Genomic DNA, 17,560 nt, shown 5'->3' with positions numbered 1-17,560 from the left:
CTTATTTATTTTCAGAAACAAAAGCAGTATTACCAAATAGAAAAAAGGAAAAATTGAACCCATCAGAAATTCAAATGAATAGAAATATTTAAATTGTCTTGTTGTCCAAAAATTGGATTCTATAAAGTCAATCAGCGTAAATATTAAAAGCGAAAGGCAAACTGCAATTCCAATAATCACTCCTAATAATTTACTTCGAAATAGATTTATAGTACTGATAATCAATACGAATTCTATTAAAATCAAAGAAAACCAAGAAAGAATTATTTGAGCAATATCTATTTCATTTCCTCCCCAACCAAGCCCCATCAAAGTAATAAACAGGACAGTTAATAAACTTATAGAAAAGGAAGTTAGGTAAACCAATGAAAGCCCGAATAGTATCTTATAATTTAACCTATTCATTTATTAATTTTAAGAAAACCTCTTCTTCCGCCACCAAATCATTCCTAATCCGATCAGCCAGATTACTACTGCCGGAAGAATCAAATTGGTCATTTGCCAAGTTGATTTATCCAATTGGACTTTGGTTTCGTTTAGAACGGGAATTTCTAATTTTCGGTTTTTCAGATTGAGAAAATCGGTTTCGCCCAAAAGATAATCGATACAATTCAACAGGAAATTCTGATTGTCATAAGCCACCGGACGTTGTCTCGGATTGTCGGGTCGAAGCGAGAATTTATCTTCACCCAAACGCATCGGACGTCCCATCAATACATGATTTTTCGCTACATCACCGTCTGAAACCACGATCAATTTCCCTTCGGTCGTTTCCGATTTAAAATTCGGAATTTCATTTCGTTCATAACGCGAAGCAAACATTGACTTTAAATTTCCTTCGGCTAAAACAGCTAATGGAATTCGACCCATTTGGTATTCCTCCGCTACGATTTCATCCACTTCGGCCAATTCCACCAAACTCATCGAAGGCTGCAAAGTCGTATAAGGCGAAGTCGCCAGCAAAACGGTATGCTCCACATTGGGATTTTCCAATAATTCCAATGGATTGGCAAATTCAAATTTCACCGAAGAAATACTTTCGGTTATCGGGTTTTCTCCGGCTTGAAATCCGCGTACGAAATAAGGCCAGGTATAAGTATTGTAACTCACATTTCCGGCAGTTGTTTCTCCGTCAGCGAGAACGATTTTGGCTGCTTCCAAGTCTTTCACAATCGCCGGAATGATCCGAACACCATAATTGAAAAAGAATTCATTGAGTTTCAAATCCCGAGGAAAAGCCACAATTTTTCCGCTTCGAAAAATACTGTCCATTTCCGCATCGACCATTTCAGTCAAAAACATCATCTTTCCACCGTTCATAATGTATTGATCCATCACGAGTTTATCGGAATCCGTAAAAGGCAAAGTCGGTTTGGCCACGACCAACGCATCAAAATGTTCCAATGCTTTTAAATCGGATTGTTTCAATGTATAAGTCGAATCTTGAATGGGCTGAATGTACACATCCACATTGTAATTATCGGCCAATGCGCGACCAAATCCGTCCATGTGAATTTGGCTCAATTCGTCATGATGCACCAAAAATCCAATGTTTTTTCGTTCGGTCTGCGTGATTTTCCGCAAATCATCCATGAAAAGATATTCGAGTTTTTCGGTAGAAGCAGATGCCAATTCTTCAAAAGGCAGAGCCGGATCATTGACCAAAGTTTCCATCCAACCTTCTTTTCCATCGTATTTCAATTGGGCATACGGATAAACATTCAGCACGCCCTTATCGGTTTTTACCGGTGCCGGCGCCAGACCGTTTTCCTGTAATTGGGCTGCGGTAAAATCTTTGGACGGATTTAAAAATTGATAGGAAATTTTAGGATTTATTTGTCGGAATTCATCCAAAAGAAATGAAATTTCATTTTTTAAAGTCCGATAATCTCCGGAAAGTTCACCACCCAACAAAACATTAATTTTGAGTGGTTTATCAATTTTTTGAAGAATTTCTTTGGTAGAATTCGTCAGTGTATAACGCTTATCGCGTGTCATATCGAATCGTTTGAAAACGAATTCGGACAAAACCGCAATTCCCACAAGGAGAATCAGAATTCCAATTATATTTCGGGTATGTTTTTTCATTTTATTCGAAATACGAAGTTCGAAGCTCGAAATTCGCTATTACTTTTTTCTTTCTAAATTATAATTCGTCAACACCAAAAACAAAGCAATGATTACTATGAAATAAATCAAATCTCTTGTGTCAATAATCCCTTTCAGCATCTGCTGATAATGCTGATACATCCCTATTTTTTGTACATAATAATCGGCACCGCCCAATAAATTATAAGACGCCAGACTTTCAAATGCATAAAACAATACAAAACATAAAAATATGGCCGAAACATAGGCTGCAACCTGATTTTTGGTCAGCGAAGACGTAAACAATCCTATCGCTGCAAAACTGCTTCCCAACAAAAACAAGCCCAAATATCCGCTGAAAATCGCTCCGAAATCCAATTGGTCTGCATCGACGATGAATTGTTGCAAAGTATAAACAAATAGTAAAGTGGGAATCAGCGCGAAAAGCAAAACCACAACGACCGGAAGGTATTTCCCCCAAACAATTCCGCAAATTTTAATCGGTTGCGTAAAAAGCCATTGCAAAGTTCCGCTGCTTTCTTCTTCCGCAATCGTCCGCATCGTCAAAGCCGGAATCAGGAAAAGCAATATCCAAGGTGCAATGAAAAAGAAACTGCTCAAAGTCGCGGTTCCGATGTTGAAAATGTTGAATTCATTGTCAAAAAACCACAAAAACAAAGTGCAAATCAGCACAAAAGCCGAAGCCACGATGTAGGCCATATAGCCCGAGAAATAATTGGCAAGTTCCTTTTTAAATATTTTCAGCATTTATTTTTCAATTTCCTTTGTGTTCTTTGTTACTTCTTAGCGTTCTTTGTGGTAAAATTAAACCACGAAGTCCACAATCCGCCGCGGCGGACACGAAGTTCACAAAGTTATTTTATCATTTCTTTCTGTTCACCAAACGAACAATCAGCATAATTAGTACGCCAACGGCTACAAAACTAATCAAAATCCAGTACCAATACTGCATAAAAAGTCCTTTTAAAATCACGGCAAAAACAATGATAAAAAGCAACAAAGTTGCAACTTCATTCATCATTCGCAGTCGGACGGATTTCATTTTATATTGATCTTTCTGAATTTCTTTCAACGTTCGCCAGCTCCAGAGATGATAGCCGAGAAGTAAAATCACGGCTGTCAGTTTGATGTGCATCCAGGGCTGAGTCAGCAAAGCGGAATTCAGAATCAACATCGTAATTCCCGTTGCCAGCACCAGAATTCCTGCCGGAACCGTTATGATGTTCCAAAGCCTTTCTTCCATAAATCGAAACTGTTTCCGCAAAACATTTTGTTCCGCTTCCGGTTTATCTTGTGTTTCGGTATGGTAAATAAAAAGTCGGACGATGTAAAAAAGTCCGGCAAAATAACTGACCACAAAAATGATGTGAACTGCTTTTATGATTGGGTAGAATTGCATTTATAATTTAATTAGATAATATATAAAATAAGCTATCGCAATACAAATAATTGAAAATACGGGTAATCCAACTATCAAATTATAAATGCCATGAAAATTAGATTTATTACCACTTAACTGTTCTCTTGTAATTTTTGGATTGAATAATTTTAAAATGTAATATCGAACATTCAGTCCGATTATTTCACCCATAAAAAATTCAAAAACTATATTTATTATGATTTCTAAAATTAGCATTCAAACTATCAAAATAGTTCATCAAAAATACAATTTCCAAATTAATCAATACCTCAAAATATCATCCAAAGTCAATTTGATAAATTCCACATCTTTTGGTGGAATTTCACCCAAGCGACTTTTCAAGCGGTCTTTTGCCACCGAACGAATGTGAAACGTCAAAACTTCGGATTTCATTTCCAGCCCGTTTTCCGCATTTGGCTCAATGATTAGATTTCCTTTGTAGTTTTTGATTTTTGTGGTTAAAGGACAAACAATCACTACATTCAAATATTGATTCATTAAATTTCCACTGATGATGACCGCTGGTCCTCTTCCGCCCTGCTCGCTTCCTTTTACCGGATCAAAATACATTTCCCAGATTTCGCCCTGTCTCATTCTTTATCTTCTGAATCAATATGACGAATGTATTCAGCCATTCCTTCTTCTGCGACCATCATTATATCTACGTCCTGACTCGCACGCCGATAGGACTGCGCATATTCTGCACGTTTCATTTCATCCAAGTAAACCCGAAGTGCCTTTTCAATGATTTTGTTTTTGGCTACGCCAATCCTATCTGCATAATCAGCCAATTGCTGAAGCAAATCGTCCGGTAGTGATGATGTGAATGTTGCCATAATTTATTTATAAAATATAAATATATTAATTATTTATGAAATTTAATAAAAAATAAATCAAAGTCTTTTATTATTTTTATCCAATGAATTTTTCCATTCAACCCAAATTAGAAAACTCAAATATCGAACTCATTCCACTTCAGGAAAATGACTTTGAAAGATTGTACGAAGTTGGTTCTGATCCTGCGGTTTGGGCTAATCATCCCAATCCCAATCGATATCAATTGGAAACTTTTAAAATATTTTTTCAGGGAGCAGTGGAAAGTGGCGGCGCTTATTTGGTTTTGGATAAAAAATCGGGCGAAATTGCTGGCAGCACAAGATTTTATGATTATGACGAAACCGAGAACAGTATTTTCATCGGTTATACATTTTATGCGGTCAAATTTTGGGGAAAAGGTTTAAATCATCAGGCCAAAACTTTGATGCTTGATTATATTTTTCAGTTTGTGAACAAAGTCATTTTTCACGTCGGCGCATCCAACATTCGTTCGCAAAAAGCGATGGAAAAATTAAGCGCAATAAAAACCGATGAAATCGTAGTGGCTTATTTCGGTGAACCCGACCGATTGAATTTTCAGTATGAAATCCAAAAAAAGGATTGGCATAATTTTAAGTGAATTCAACGTAAACTTCACTTCCTTTTTTCAGGCCGAAAAGTGTACTTGCTGCTCCGAAATTATTGGGATTGCTTTTATAAATCGCAATTTCCAGATAACCCGAAGAACCCATCAAAGCCATTCCCTTTCCTAAATATTCCGATTCATTGTCAAAATCTTTCACAAAATCGCTGTAATTTCTGTACAATTCGGTGAATTCGTGGTTGCGGTGGTAAATCCGGAAATTCCGCTTCTTCCCTACTTTATCAAAAATTCGTTCCGAAATATTGGTAATCGCATTTCCGTAATTGTCAATATAAATTACCAAACCGATGATTGTTTTATCGTCCTTCACCACCGGACGAAGTGTGGAAAGTTCTTTGTATTCTTTGATTCTTTGCCCTACTACAGAGAGTTTTCCGCCTCTTGCCAAATGGCAGGCTACCGGAACAAATAAATCCCGAGTCGGAAAAACTGAATTTTGCTGAACATGTGGCAGATTGATTTCCACGATTTCTTTTGGCGCTACTTCAGAACAAATCAAAGAAAGAATTCCGTTATCGCTCGTAATGAAATAATGATCGTCAATCTCGGCTGCCACAGGCTTTTTGACAGGATTTACCAAAGCATCCACACCCAAAATATGAATCGTTCCGTCTGGAAAATCTTTATAACTGTTTTTGACGATGAAAGCACCTTCCCCAATATCAAAAGGCTGAATTCCATGAGAAATATCCACAATCACTGCATCTGGTAATTCGCTATAGATACGCGCTTTCACCGAAGCAACAAAAGGATCTTTTAAACCAAAATCTGTTGTTAAAGTTATAATAGACATTAAAAATTCAATTCCGCAAACAAATATATTGCGTATTTTTGTAATGAATCAAATTTAAACAAAAGACATTTGACAGAATTAAACTTAGAACTGGCCGATGTGAATATACAAGAGTTCTATGGCCCGAATAATGAAAATTTTAAGGCATTAAAATCTTATTTTCCGAAACTTAAAATTGTCGGACGCGGTAGAAATATTTCGGCGGTAGGAAATGAAGAATTATTGAGCCTATTAAATTCAAAAGTTGCTCAGATCATTTCACACATCCAACATTACAATCAAATTAAAGAAAAAGACATAGAAGAAATTCTAGAATCTGACAGTCCTTCTCGCATAAATATGGCAAATTCAAATGAAATTCTGGTGCACGGTGTAAGCGGAAAACTTATCAAAGCACACACGCCCGGACAAAAAGAACTGGTAGAAAAAGTTTATAAAAACGATATGGTTTTTGCCATAGGACCTGCCGGAACCGGGAAAACTTACACCGGTGTTGCATTGGCAGTTCAGGCGTTGAAAAACAAAGAAGTCCGAAGAATCATTCTGACAAGACCTGCGGTAGAAGCCGGTGAAAGTCTGGGATTCTTGCCCGGTGACCTCAAAGAGAAATTGGATCCTTATCTGCAACCGCTCTACGATGCTTTGAAAGATATGATTCACTTCGAAAAGCTGAATTCTTATTATGAAAAAGGAGTCATTGAAGTAGCACCACTTGCATTTATGCGGGGGCGCACGCTGGACGATGCTTTTGTAATTCTCGATGAAGCTCAAAATACTACGCACGCACAGATGAAAATGTTCCTGACCCGAATGGGAAAAAATGCCAAATTCATCATTACCGGAGATCCTGATCAGATCGATTTGCCGCCCAAACAAAAATCGGGACTTAAAGAAGCAATGAGCATTCTGAGCGATGTGGAAGGCATCGGAATGGTCAGACTGACCGAAAAAGATGTGGTCCGACATAAATTAGTCGGGAAAATTCTACATGCCTATAAGAAACTCGATCAACAGTAAATTATTCATAAAAAGAAATGAAACAGCCCTTACAAGAAGGCGATTTCTACAAAACACCGGAAGGATTCATTGTTTTTACGGAACAATATCTTTTGCGTCGTGGCTATTGCTGCAAAAGCGGATGTCGTCATTGTCCGTATGGTTATGATAAAAAAACAGATACGTTCAGGAAAAAATAATCCTGTTTATTTCCTTTACACTCCATCTCTTCCAATTTCAGTTTTATTTTCAATTTATTATGCACGCATAATAAAAAATCATTATATTTGTGTTTCTCTTAATAAATAAGATGACTCACAACGACTTAGCAATTGACCAATATTTAAGATTTACATGGCTTGTTGTTCAGAAAATGTACAACGAACAGGCTTCCAAATTCAATTCAACGATGGTAATGGGGTTTACACTTTTATCCATCGACCCAAAAAACGGAACACCAAGTACTTCACTTGGACCCAAAATGGGAATTGAACCGACAAGTTTGTCCCGAACTTTGAAAAATCTGGAAGAGCGTGGATTGATTATCAGAAAACCCAATCCGGAGGACGGACGAAGTGTTTTAATCATCCTGACCGAAGACGGATTGAAAATGCGTGATGTTTCCAAAGAGGTCGTTTTGAGTTTTTATGAGGCTTTGAATGAGAAAATCTCCCAAGAAGAACTGGATGTTTTCTATGGCGTTTTGCAGAAAATCAATTCGATTGCTACAGATGAAAATACGTTTAAAAAGAAGAAAGAATTACTTAATCATTAATAAAACATAAAATGAATAGGCACATAAGACGAGTTACAGTATTAGGTTCCGGAGTTATGGGTTCCGGGATTGCCTGTCATTTGGCCGGAATCGGCGTCGAAGTAGTATTGCTCGACATGCCGTCTGAAGGCGCAGACAGAAATAAAACCGCAAGAGAGCATCTCAACCATGCGCTCAAATCCAATCCTTCCCCGATTTACGACAAAGCTTTTGCTTCGCGAATTACGGTGGGGAATTTTGAAGACGATTTAGAGAAAATTAAAAATTCAGACTGGGTAATTGAAGTCATCATCGAACGGCTCGATATCAAAAAATCCATGTTTGAAAAAGTTGATCAGTTCCGAAAAGAAGGAACATTAATCACCTCCAACACATCGGGTATTCCCATCCAACTGATGTCAGAAGGGCGTTCTGAAGATTTTCAGAAACATTTCTGCGGAACGCACTTCTTCAACCCACCACGTTATCTTAAATTATTTGAAATCATTCCGGGACCGAAAACGGATCCATCCGTCATTGATTTCTTTACCGTTTATGCGGAGAAATTTTTAGGAAAAACACCGGTTTTGGCCAAAGACACGCCTGGTTTTATCGGGAATCGTGTCGGGGTTTATTCGATGGCAAAAGTGATGGAACTCGCACAGGAAATTGGTTTGACCATCGAAGAAGCCGATACCTTGACCGGTTCAATTTTGGGACGACCTAAAACAGGAACCTTTAAACTCGCCGATTTAGTCGGACTCGATACGGCCTCCAACGTAACCAAAGGTTTACAGCAAAATTTACCCAATGATAAATTTATTCAGGATTTAAAAGAATCCAAAGTGATGAATTTCCTTTTGGAGAATAAATTCTTCGGGGACAAAACCCAAAAAGGTTTTTATTATAAAGAATTCGATAAATCAACTGGTGAAACCAATCGTTTTGCACTTGATTTGGAGAAATTGGAATATCGCCCGCTGGAACGTTCAAAAGTTGCAGCAGTCGAAACGGCAAAACAAGCCGGAAGCACCCGAAATAAATTAGGTGTTTTATTGAAAGATAAAAGCAAAGCAGGTGATTTACTTCGTAAACATTTTGCTTCTTTGTTTGCCTATGTGGCCGATAAAGTTCCGGAAATTACAGAAGTTTTCTACAGCATCGATGATGCGATGAAAACCGGATATGCATGGAAATACGGACCTTTTGAAACTTGGGATTTGGTAGGATTGAAAACCGGAATTCAGTTGATTGAATCAGAAGGTTATGAAGTTTCTGACTGGGTCAAGGAAATGGCCGAATCCGGTAAAGAAAGTTTCTACCAAATAAAAGATGGAAAGAAATATTTCTACGATATTCATTCAAAAGATTATCAGCTCATTCCTGGTCAAGATGCCTTTATCATTCTCGATAACATTAGAAAAACCAAAGAAGTTTGGTCCAATGCCGAAGCGAGCATTCAGTATTTAGGCGACGGAATTATCAATTTGGAATTCAGATCCAAAATGAATTCCATCGGCGGAGGTGTGATTACCGGTATCAACAAAGCGATAGATTTGGCAGAAAAAGATTATCAGGGATTGGTGATTGGAAATCAAGCCGATAATTTCTCAGTCGGAGCGAACTTGGCGATGATTATGATGATGGCTTCCGAACAGGATTGGTGGGAATTGAATATGGCCATCAAAACTTTCCAAGATACGATGATGAAAGTTCGTTACAGTGCCATTCCGGTCGTAGTTGCGCCACATGGAATGACTTTGGGTGGCGGCTGCGAAATCTCGCTTCATGCCGATAAAATCGTGGCGGCTGCCGAAACTTATATGGGACTCGTAGAAGCGGGAGTTGGGGTAATTCCCGGCGGTGGCGGAACCAAAGAAATGACCCGAAGAGCATCTCAATTCTTGATTTCAGATGATGTGAAAACCAATCATTTGCGCGAAGCTTATATGACGGTAGCGATGGCAAAAGTGGCAACTTCTGCTTATGAAGCAAAAAACTTTGGTTTCATCCGAAACGAAGATGTGATTGTTGTAAATAAAGACCGACAAATTGCCGAAGCCAAAAAACATGCCTTGATTATGGCAGAAGCCGGATACACCCAGCCAATTGCTAAAAAAGTAAAAGTTTTAGGAAAAGAAGCCATGGGTATGTTCTATGTAGGATCTGACCAAATGGTGGCCGGAAATTATATTTCGGAACACGACCGTTTGATTGCCAATAAATTGGGATATGTGATGACCGGTGGGAATCTTTCCGAACCGACTGAAGTTTCGCAACAATATTTATTGGATTTGGAGAGAGAAGCCTTCTTATCACTTTGTGGAGAACGTAAAACTTTGGAGCGAATTCAGCATATGTTGAAAACAGGGAAACCGCTTAGAAATTAGTATTAAGACAGATGTATTAAGAATTAAGACGATGCACAATTTTGAAAAATTAAAAATATGGCAAAAAGCAATGGACATTGCTGTGTCTGTTTATGAAATTTCTTTGCTTTTACCGGAAGATGAAAAGTTTAATTTAATCCATCAGATTAAAAAATGTGCGGTATCTATTTCTTCCAATATAGCCGAGGGTTCAGGGAGGAATTCAAATAAAGAGTTCGTTCAGTTTTTAGGAATTGCAAACGGGTCAACATTTGAATTAATAACGCAATTAATTCTTGCTAAAAGATTAAAACTAATCGGTGAAGAAATGGTTCAGCCTATAATAAATCAATTAGTAGAGGTTTCCAATATGAATTTTTCTTTTCAGAAAACATTAAAAAATAATAACGAATGATTTAGAGATTAAGTCTTGATACTTAATACTCTAATCTTAATACAATAAAACAATGAAAGACGCATATATAGTAACAGGATACAGAACCGCAGTTGGAAAAGCTCCCCGCGGAACTTTAAGATTTACCCGACCTGACGAATTGGCTGCAAGCGTTATTGAACGCATGATGCAGGATGTCCCGAATCTGGATAAAGACAGAATTGATGATGTGATTGTCGGATGTGCCATGCCCGAAGCCGAACAAGGCCTGAATATGGCACGTTTGATTTCGTTGATGGGATTGAACACCGATAAAGTTCCAGGCGTGACAGTCAATCGTTATTGTGCTTCGGGTTCGGAATCCATTGCGATTGCAACTGCCAAAATCCGTACGGGGATGGCCGATTGTGTCATTGCCGGAGGAGCCGAAAGTATGTCCTACATCCCGATGGGCGGATACAAACCCATTCCGGGAACCGATGTCGCCAAGCACAATGCCGATTACTATTGGGGAATGGGATTGACTGCTGAAGCGGTTGCTAACGAATTCAATATTTCCCGAGAAGACCAGGATTTATTTGCATTTAATTCACATCAGAAAGCGATCAAAGCGATTGAAGAAGGACGGTTTGAAAATCAGATTGTGCCGATTGATGTGGAGTTTTCTTCTTTGGACGAAAAGGAAAAAGTTCAGACAAAGAAAGTTACATTTAAACAAGACGAAGGGCCACGAGCCGACACTTCGCTCGAAGCTTTGGCAAAACTAAGACCTGTTTTCGCCCAAGGTGGATCAGTAACAGCCGGAAATTCTTCCCAAATGTCAGACGGAGCTTCTTTCGTCATGGTGATGTCAGAAGAAATGGTGAAAGAATTAAATCTGGAGCCGGTGGCGAGATTGGTTTCTTATGCAACAGTGGGCGTTCCGCCTAGAATCATGGGAATCGGGCCTTTGTATGCCATTCCGAAAGCATTGGAACAAGCAGGCATGAATCAATCCGACATAGAAATGTTTGAATTAAACGAAGCTTTTGCTTCGCAATCATTGGCGGTCATTCGCGGACTGGATTTAAATCCTGAAATCGTGAATGTGAACGGAGGAGCGATTGCTTTGGGGCATCCGCTGGGTTGTACCGGAACAAAATTAACGGTTCAATTGTTCAACGAAATGAAACGTCAGAATAAAAAATACGGAATGGTTACGATGTGTGTGGGAACCGGACAAGGAGCGGCTTCGGTGTTTGAGATTCTTTAATCGAAATTCGAATTTCGAACTTCGACTTTCGTAAATTGAAATTATACAGATAAAAAAAATAGAATAATTATGAGCAACGATAGACTAAAAGGAGGAGAATTTCTGGTCAAAGATTTGACTTGGGAAGATATATTTACGCATGAAGACTTCAGCGAAGAACAAAAAATGATGCTGGAATCTGCCAAAGAATTCATCGACAGAGAAGTTTGGCCTAAAAAACATCAGATCGAGAAAAAAGATTATGCTTTGATTGAAGATTTGATGAAAAAGTTGGGCGAATTGGGATTTTTAGGGATTTCCGTTCCGGAAGAATACGGCGGATTGGGAATGGGATTTGTCACCACAATGTTGGTTTGTGACTACCTTTCAGGTGCCACCGGCTCTTTGGCAACAGCCTATGGAGCGCACACGGGAATTGGTACTATGCCGATTACGCTTTATGGTACCGAAGAACAAAAACAAAAATATTTACCCAAACTGGCGACCGGCGAATGGTTTGCTTCTTATGCTTTGACGGAACCCGAAGCAGGTTCTGATGCAAATTCAGGGAAAACCAAAGCAGTTTTGACAGAAGATGGCAAACATTATAAAATTACCGGACAAAAAATGTGGATCACCAATGCCGGATTTGCAGAATTATTCATCGTTTTTGCCAGAATTGAAGATGATAAAAACATCACGGCTTTCATCGTAGAGAAATCTCAGGCCGGCGAAGGTTTTTCATTGGGCGAAGAAGAAGACAAGCTCGGAATCGTTTCCTCTTCGACGCGTCAGGTATTTTTCAATGAGGTAAAAGTTCCGGTTGAAAATATGCTCGGCGAAAGAAATGGTGGATTTAAAATTGCAATGAATGCACTGAATGTCGGACGAATTAAATTAGGCGCAGCTTGTTTGGATGCCCAAAGAAGAATTCTTTCCAATGCCATTAATTATGCCGCGGAAAGAAAACAATTTGGAGTTTCGATCAATACATTTGGGGCTATTCAGGAAAAATTAGCCGAAATGGCAGTGGGAACTTTTGCTTCGGAAGCAGGTGCTTATCGCGCTGCAAAAAATATGGAAGACGCCATTGCAGAAAATATCGCAAACGGAATGCCTCATAACGAAGCCGAATTAAAAGGAATTGAAGAATATGCCATCGAAGCTTCCGTTTTGAAAGTCTGGATTTCGGACATGGCACAGATTGCAGCCGACAAAGGAATTCAGATTTATGGCGGAATGGGTTATTCAAAAGAAATGCCTATGGAATCAGCTTGGCGAGATGCGCGAATTTCAAGAATTTACGAAGGGACCAACGAAATCAACAGTTTGCTGTGCGTGAGTATGTTGGTGAAAAGAGCCTTTCAGGGAAGAATTGATTTGATGACACCGGCGATGGGCATTGCCGATGAATTAATGAGCATTCCTTCTTTCGATATTCCAGACTATTCTGAACTTTTTGCACAGGAAAAAGAAATTTTAACAAATTTGAAAAAAGTTTTCTTTATGGTTGCTGGAGCGGCTTTGCAGAAGTTTGGAGCCGATTTGGAACAGCATCAACAGTTAATTTTGAAAGCTTCATCGATTTTAATTGAAATTTATATGGCAGAAAGTACTATATTGCGTGCCGAGAGGATTGCCAAAACAAAATCAAAATCGGACGCTGAAATTTCAATTAAATTTGCTAAATTGCAGTTGTTTGACTCAGTTGAAACAATCAAAAGAGACGCTACCGCCGGTATTATTTCTTTTACAGAAGGAGATGAACAGCGGATGATGCTTTCCGGATTAAGAAGATTTACACGATATAATGAGTATCCAAACGTGGTTCTTTTGAAATCTGAAATCGCAGAATATTTAATTAAACAAAATAAATACACTTTTTAGTGTAATTTACAAAGTTTGGCACGAGCTTTGTAATTAGACAAGTTAAGTACTATTCTTTTCATAAGGTAGTTGAGTTTTCATGGTACTTAAGTTTTAGTAGAGAGGGTCCCGGCAGAAATGCCGGGGTTTTTTTTTGCCCTACATTCAGCAAATTATTCCTTAATTATATAAAATTAATCATTCCTTACATGGAATATCGGAAAGGAAAATATACTTTTCATTTTCTATGTCCATTTGACAATAATAGTGACTCAAGCCATTTGTAACCATCAAATAATCGGCACCGATTTGTAGATTATAACGTGCGATTTGGTCAAAAGTTTCCTGAGAAACTGTAACTGATGGAGACTTACATTCCACAATCAGAAAAGGCTTTTCCTTTTTGTACACAATTACATCTGCTCTTTTTTTCATTCCGTTTACTGTCACTACGACTTCTGTATTGATAGCTGACTGCGAATATTTTTTCTCCTGAATCAGGAATTGTACAAGATTTTGTCTTACCCACTCTTCAGGTGTCAGAATCAACCATTTTTTTCGTGTGTTGCAAAAGATATAAACAGAATTCTGGTCTTGTTTAAATCGAAATTGGTAATTTTCGGGAAAATTTAATTCTTGTAATTTTAATTCATTCATGAGTCAACCAAATAGCATCATCAAAGATATTAAAAACAAAAAGGTCGCTCCTATTTATTTTCTTTCGGGCGACGAACCTTTTTTCATCGACCAGATTTCTAAAACCATCGAAAATGAAGTTCTGACTGAAGATGAAAAAGGTTTCAACCAAAGTGTCTTATACGGAAATGATGTGGAAATGACCGACATATTGGGAATGGCCAAACAATTCCCGATGGGTGCCGAACGCCAGGTTGTAATTGTAAAAGAGGCACAACATCTTTCGCGAACCATCGATCAGTTGGAATCATATGCAGAAAATCCACAGCCTTCGACTATTTTGGTGTTTAATTACAAGGGAAAAACGCTGGATAAACGCAAGAAACTTTACAAAACACTTCAGAAGAATTCGGTTTTTTTGGAAACCAAGAAAATGTACGATAACCAAATTCCCGATTGGATTGAAAACGCAGCCAAAGAAATGGGAATGACAATGGAAACCAAATCGAAATTTATGATGGCTGAATTTTTAGGGGCTGATTTGGGTCGGATTTACAACGAACTGCAAAAGCTGAAAATTCTAGCTGAAGATGGCAGAATAACACCTGAAATTATAGAAAGAAACATCGGAATCAGCAAGGATTACAATAATTTCGAATTACGAAATGCCATTGAAACCCGTAATGCGCCCAAAGCATTCCGAATTGTGAATTATTTCAGTCAAAACCCAAAAGATAATCCACTGGTGGTAACGCTTTCGATTTTGCACCAAACTTTTTCAAATATCATTATCTACCATTCGATTACCGATAAATCACAAGGAAATGTAGCGAAAGAATTAGGAATCAATCCTTATTTCGTAAAAGATGCTGTGACCGCCGCAAAAAATTATCCCCTTAAAAAAGCAACAAGAATTATTTCCTTTCTTCGGGAGACCGATGTAAAAAGCAAGGGCGTTGGCTCTACAGGAAACGTTTCCGATGGCGATTTGCTCAATGAGTTATTATTTAAAATTTTTAATATTTAACCACATAAAATGGAAAAAAATTATCCGATTGACAAAGTCGTAAAACCGGTTCAAAAATTCATACGCCATGAAAAATCGGGTGGTTTGGTATTGGGAATTTGTGTGATTTTAGCATTATTTCTGGCCAATTCTCCCTTTTCTGACCAATATTTTGAATTCTTTCAACATAAATTTGGATTTACATTTGACGGCATACCTTATTTAGAATACGATTTACTTCATTGGATAAACGATGGATTGATGGCCATTTTCTTTTTTGTGGTCGGACTGGAACTTAAACGTGAAATAGTCGCAGGCGAACTTTCCAATCCTCGAAAAGCCATGCTTCCCATCATTGCGGCAGCCGGTGGAATGCTGGTTCCTGCTCTGATTTATTTTTCGATGAATTCATCAGGTGAAGTAAGTAATGGTTGGGGAATTCCGATGGCAACCGACATCGCTTTTGCCCTTGGTGTATTGTATTTATTGGGAAATCGAATTCCTCTTTCTTTGAAAGTTTTCCTTACCGCCTTGGCGATTGTAGATGATTTAGGTGCGGTTTTGGTGATTGCATTTTTTTACACATCCGAAATTTCTACGGTAAGTTTAATTGCAGGATTTTCCTTTTTGACCGTGATGTATGCCGGCAATAAATTGGGGATTCGAAATATTTTATTTTATGCAATCTTTGGAATCATTGGAGTATGGACTTCCTTTTTGCTTTCTGGGGTTCATGCTACTATTGCGGCCGTTTTGGCTGCGTTTACGATTCCGGCCGACGTCCGAATTCGGGAAAATTTCCTCATTTCCAAAATTCAAACATCCTTACAAAAATTTAGTGCGATTGATCCCAACGATAAAATTCCAACGCTTACAAACGAACAATTACATTATTTGGAAGAAATTAAAACTGACGCAAACAATGCTACGCCTCCGCTCCAACGACTGGAACATGCGATGCATCCCTTCGTTACTTTTGTGATTATACCCATTTTTGCGCTTGCTAATGCCGGTGTAACGGTAATTGATATAGAATTCGAAGAATTGTTCAGCACCAACGTAGCTTTGGGTGTAGCGCTCGGACTTCTTTTAGGAAAAGTTGTTGGTGTAGTTGGATTCACATGGCTGAGTGTTAAGATGAAAATTTCACCATTTCCCGAGGGTATGAATGTAAAGAATCTTTTCGGTCTCGGACTTTTGGCTTCGATTGGATTTACGATGTCATTATTCATTACTTCATTGGCTTTTCAAAGCCCTGAATATATTACACAAGCTAAAATTGGAATTTTTGCAGCCTCTATAATTGGTGGGATTTTAGGTTACGCATTGTTGAGCCGCATCAAAAAATAATTATTCAAACCGCATTAAATCCATAACTTTATGAAATTCAGCAATATAAAGGCTTGATTTTAATTTTGAAATCATTTTTTATGATTTCGATCATAAAAAATAGCTGGTTTGTGAGATAAGTTTGAATAAAAAAAATTATGAAAGCAATTACATTTTTAATAGCATTTTCAGCATTTCTAGTTATGGGGTGTAAAAAGGAATCCGTAAATAATATGTATCCGGAAGAGGAAATTATCATCGAAGATACACTTTCAACAGACATTGAAATCGCTCCTGACACACTCAATATGATAGAGCCGGTAGATACCGCAACTATGCGCGTTGATACTGTAAATTCTACAATGCCTTAATCAAATTTTACATAATTGAAAAAAGTTATTTGGTGGAAACTTAAATGGTTTTCTCAAATAATTTTTTTCAGTTTAAAGTGTTTACTTCAAAAGCTAAAGTTAGTTAAAGTTTTGATTTACTACCATTTACGCATAGTTTTTGATTACCTTTAAAATCCTATCCAATTCCAATCATTTGTTTTTAACTTAAAAACTTTACAATCATGATTGATGAAAAACTATTGTATGAATTTGGAGCGGAAGTGAAATTTTTCACAAAAGGAGATTACGTATTTGAAGAAGGAAATATTCCTTTTTTTTATTACCAATTAAAATCCGGAAAAATCAAACTAAACAATTTTAAAGAAGATGGAAAAGAATTCATTCAGAATATCTTTTCAAACGGTCAAAGTTTTGGTGAATCAATATTGTTTATAGACGTCCAATATCCTATGAACGCGATATGTCTAGAAGACAGTTATATTTTACAATTACCCAAATCTAATTTTTATGAACTTTTGGACAACCGCCCTGAAGTTTCCATAGAGCTTAATAAGGCTCTCTCTCAAAGATTATATTATAAATACGTGATGCTGCAAAATTTATCAAGCTCAGATCCTGCGACAAGGATGATGACTTTGTTGAATTATTTGAAAAGCTTCCAAGTCAAAAAAGAAAAATTTTCTTTTGTGGTTCCTTTTACACGTCAACAAGTAGCAAATCTTACGGGATTGTGCGTTGAAACCGTTATCCGCACCAGCAAGAAGATGGCTAAAAATGATATAATTAGAATAAAAGACAGAAAAATTCACTATTAATTTCTGCCG

At 37.8% G+C, this 17,560-nt stretch carries 19 protein-coding genes; 12 read left to right on the top strand and 7 right to left on the bottom strand.

Features of this window, described 5'->3' with window-relative positions:
* Nucleotides 1-414: 414 nt before the first annotated feature.
* From gldG to WBF63_RS06195, 5 genes are all read right to left on the bottom strand, one after another.
* Nucleotides 415-2,088: a gliding motility-associated ABC transporter substrate-binding protein GldG gene (gene gldG / locus WBF63_RS06215; RefSeq protein WP_424368846.1), complete on the bottom strand. Its 1,674-nt coding sequence runs from the start codon at nt 2,086-2,088 to the stop codon at nt 415-417.
* A 39-nt stretch (nt 2,089-2,127) separates the two neighbouring features.
* A complete protein-coding gene (locus tag WBF63_RS06210) occupies nt 2,128-2,856 on the bottom strand; it encodes an ABC transporter permease subunit (protein ID WP_424368845.1) in 729 nt (242 codons plus the stop codon).
* 115 nt (nt 2,857-2,971) lie between these two features.
* Nucleotides 2,972-3,508, bottom strand: a complete 537-nt coding sequence (locus WBF63_RS06205) for a CopD family protein (RefSeq protein WP_424368844.1) — start codon at nt 3,506-3,508, stop codon at nt 2,972-2,974.
* A gap of 282 nt (nt 3,509-3,790) precedes the next feature.
* Nucleotides 3,791-4,123: a type II toxin-antitoxin system PemK/MazF family toxin gene (locus WBF63_RS06200; RefSeq protein ID WP_424368843.1), complete on the bottom strand. Its 333-nt coding sequence runs from the start codon at nt 4,121-4,123 to the stop codon at nt 3,791-3,793.
* Complete coding sequence (locus WBF63_RS06195) at nt 4,120-4,365, bottom strand: ribbon-helix-helix domain-containing protein (RefSeq protein ID WP_424368842.1); 246 nt, start codon at nt 4,363-4,365, stop codon at nt 4,120-4,122. The genes WBF63_RS06200 and WBF63_RS06195 overlap by 4 nt, the downstream gene beginning before the upstream one ends.
* A gap of 83 nt (nt 4,366-4,448) precedes the next feature.
* Here WBF63_RS06195 and WBF63_RS06190 point away from each other — a divergent pair, with 83 nt between their 5' ends.
* Entirely contained in the window at nt 4,449-4,985 is a 537-nt protein-coding gene (locus tag WBF63_RS06190; RefSeq protein WP_424368841.1) for a GNAT family N-acetyltransferase, read from the top strand.
* On the opposite strand, the gene WBF63_RS06185 is transcribed toward WBF63_RS06190, so the two are convergent.
* Complete coding sequence (locus WBF63_RS06185) at nt 4,978-5,802, bottom strand: SAM hydrolase/SAM-dependent halogenase family protein (RefSeq protein WP_424368840.1); 825 nt, start codon at nt 5,800-5,802, stop codon at nt 4,978-4,980. The two genes, WBF63_RS06190 and WBF63_RS06185, sit on opposite strands and share 8 nt — an antisense overlap.
* A 69-nt stretch (nt 5,803-5,871) precedes the next feature.
* Between WBF63_RS06185 and WBF63_RS06180 the strand changes: the two genes are divergently transcribed.
* The 7 genes from WBF63_RS06180 to WBF63_RS06150 all read left to right on the top strand — a co-directional run bounded on the left by WBF63_RS06180 (nt 5,872) and on the right by WBF63_RS06150 (nt 13,433).
* Nucleotides 5,872-6,819, top strand: coding sequence for a PhoH family protein (locus tag WBF63_RS06180; protein ID WP_424368839.1), 948 nt, complete (start codon nt 5,872-5,874; stop codon nt 6,817-6,819).
* 17 nt (nt 6,820-6,836) lie between these two features.
* A complete protein-coding gene (locus WBF63_RS06175) occupies nt 6,837-6,998 on the top strand; it encodes a DUF5522 domain-containing protein (protein ID WP_424368838.1) in 162 nt (53 codons plus the stop codon).
* Nucleotides 6,999-7,108: 110 nt separating this feature from the next.
* Nucleotides 7,109-7,573, top strand: coding sequence for a MarR family winged helix-turn-helix transcriptional regulator (locus tag WBF63_RS06170; RefSeq protein ID WP_424368837.1), 465 nt, complete (start codon nt 7,109-7,111; stop codon nt 7,571-7,573).
* Nucleotides 7,574-7,584: 11 nt separating this feature from the next.
* The gene (locus WBF63_RS06165; RefSeq protein WP_424368836.1) at nt 7,585-9,942 is read left to right on the top strand and encodes a 3-hydroxyacyl-CoA dehydrogenase NAD-binding domain-containing protein; all 2,358 of its coding nucleotides are present in this window, start codon (nt 7,585-7,587) and stop codon (nt 9,940-9,942) included.
* Between the two features lie 31 nt (nt 9,943-9,973).
* Complete coding sequence (locus WBF63_RS06160) at nt 9,974-10,336, top strand: four helix bundle protein (RefSeq protein ID WP_424368835.1); 363 nt, start codon at nt 9,974-9,976, stop codon at nt 10,334-10,336.
* Between the two features lie 52 nt (nt 10,337-10,388).
* Nucleotides 10,389-11,567 carry an acetyl-CoA C-acyltransferase gene (locus tag WBF63_RS06155; protein WP_424368834.1) on the top strand — a complete coding sequence of 393 codons (1,179 nt, stop codon included), beginning with the start codon at nt 10,389-10,391 and terminating at the stop codon, nt 11,565-11,567.
* Between the two features lie 69 nt (nt 11,568-11,636).
* Nucleotides 11,637-13,433 carry an acyl-CoA dehydrogenase family protein gene (locus tag WBF63_RS06150; RefSeq protein WP_424368833.1) on the top strand — a complete coding sequence of 599 codons (1,797 nt, stop codon included), beginning with the start codon at nt 11,637-11,639 and terminating at the stop codon, nt 13,431-13,433.
* Between the two features lie 177 nt (nt 13,434-13,610).
* Here the strand turns inward: WBF63_RS06150 and WBF63_RS06145 are convergent, their stop codons facing one another.
* The gene (locus tag WBF63_RS06145; protein ID WP_424368832.1) at nt 13,611-14,069 is read right to left on the bottom strand and encodes a type I restriction enzyme HsdR N-terminal domain-containing protein; all 459 of its coding nucleotides are present in this window, start codon (nt 14,067-14,069) and stop codon (nt 13,611-13,613) included.
* On the opposite strand from WBF63_RS06145, the gene holA reads away from it, so the two are divergent.
* The 4 genes from holA (at nt 14,068) to WBF63_RS06125 (ending at nt 17,551) form a co-directional block, all read left to right on the top strand.
* The gene (gene holA / locus WBF63_RS06140) at nt 14,068-15,075 is read left to right on the top strand and encodes a DNA polymerase III subunit delta (protein WP_424368831.1); all 1,008 of its coding nucleotides are present in this window, start codon (nt 14,068-14,070) and stop codon (nt 15,073-15,075) included. The genes WBF63_RS06145 and holA overlap by 2 nt on opposite strands.
* 9 nt (nt 15,076-15,084) lie before the next feature.
* Entirely contained in the window at nt 15,085-16,404 is a 1,320-nt protein-coding gene (nhaA, locus tag WBF63_RS06135; RefSeq protein ID WP_424368830.1) for a Na+/H+ antiporter NhaA, read from the top strand.
* Between the two features lie 182 nt (nt 16,405-16,586).
* Nucleotides 16,587-16,754 (top strand): hypothetical protein, encoded by a 168-nt coding sequence (locus tag WBF63_RS06130; RefSeq protein WP_424368829.1) that lies wholly within the window; start codon nt 16,587-16,589, stop codon nt 16,752-16,754.
* A gap of 203 nt (nt 16,755-16,957) precedes the next feature.
* A complete protein-coding gene (locus tag WBF63_RS06125) occupies nt 16,958-17,551 on the top strand; it encodes a Crp/Fnr family transcriptional regulator (protein ID WP_424368828.1) in 594 nt (197 codons plus the stop codon).
* Nucleotides 17,552-17,560: the final 9 nt, after the last annotated feature.

Origin of the sequence: Moheibacter sp. (assembly GCF_049672845.1) — a bacterium.
Classification (GTDB): Bacteria; Bacteroidota; Bacteroidia; order Flavobacteriales; family Weeksellaceae; genus Moheibacter.
The sequence above is the reverse complement of the archived record's forward strand: the minus strand, read 5'-3'. Positions and strand labels throughout refer to the sequence as shown.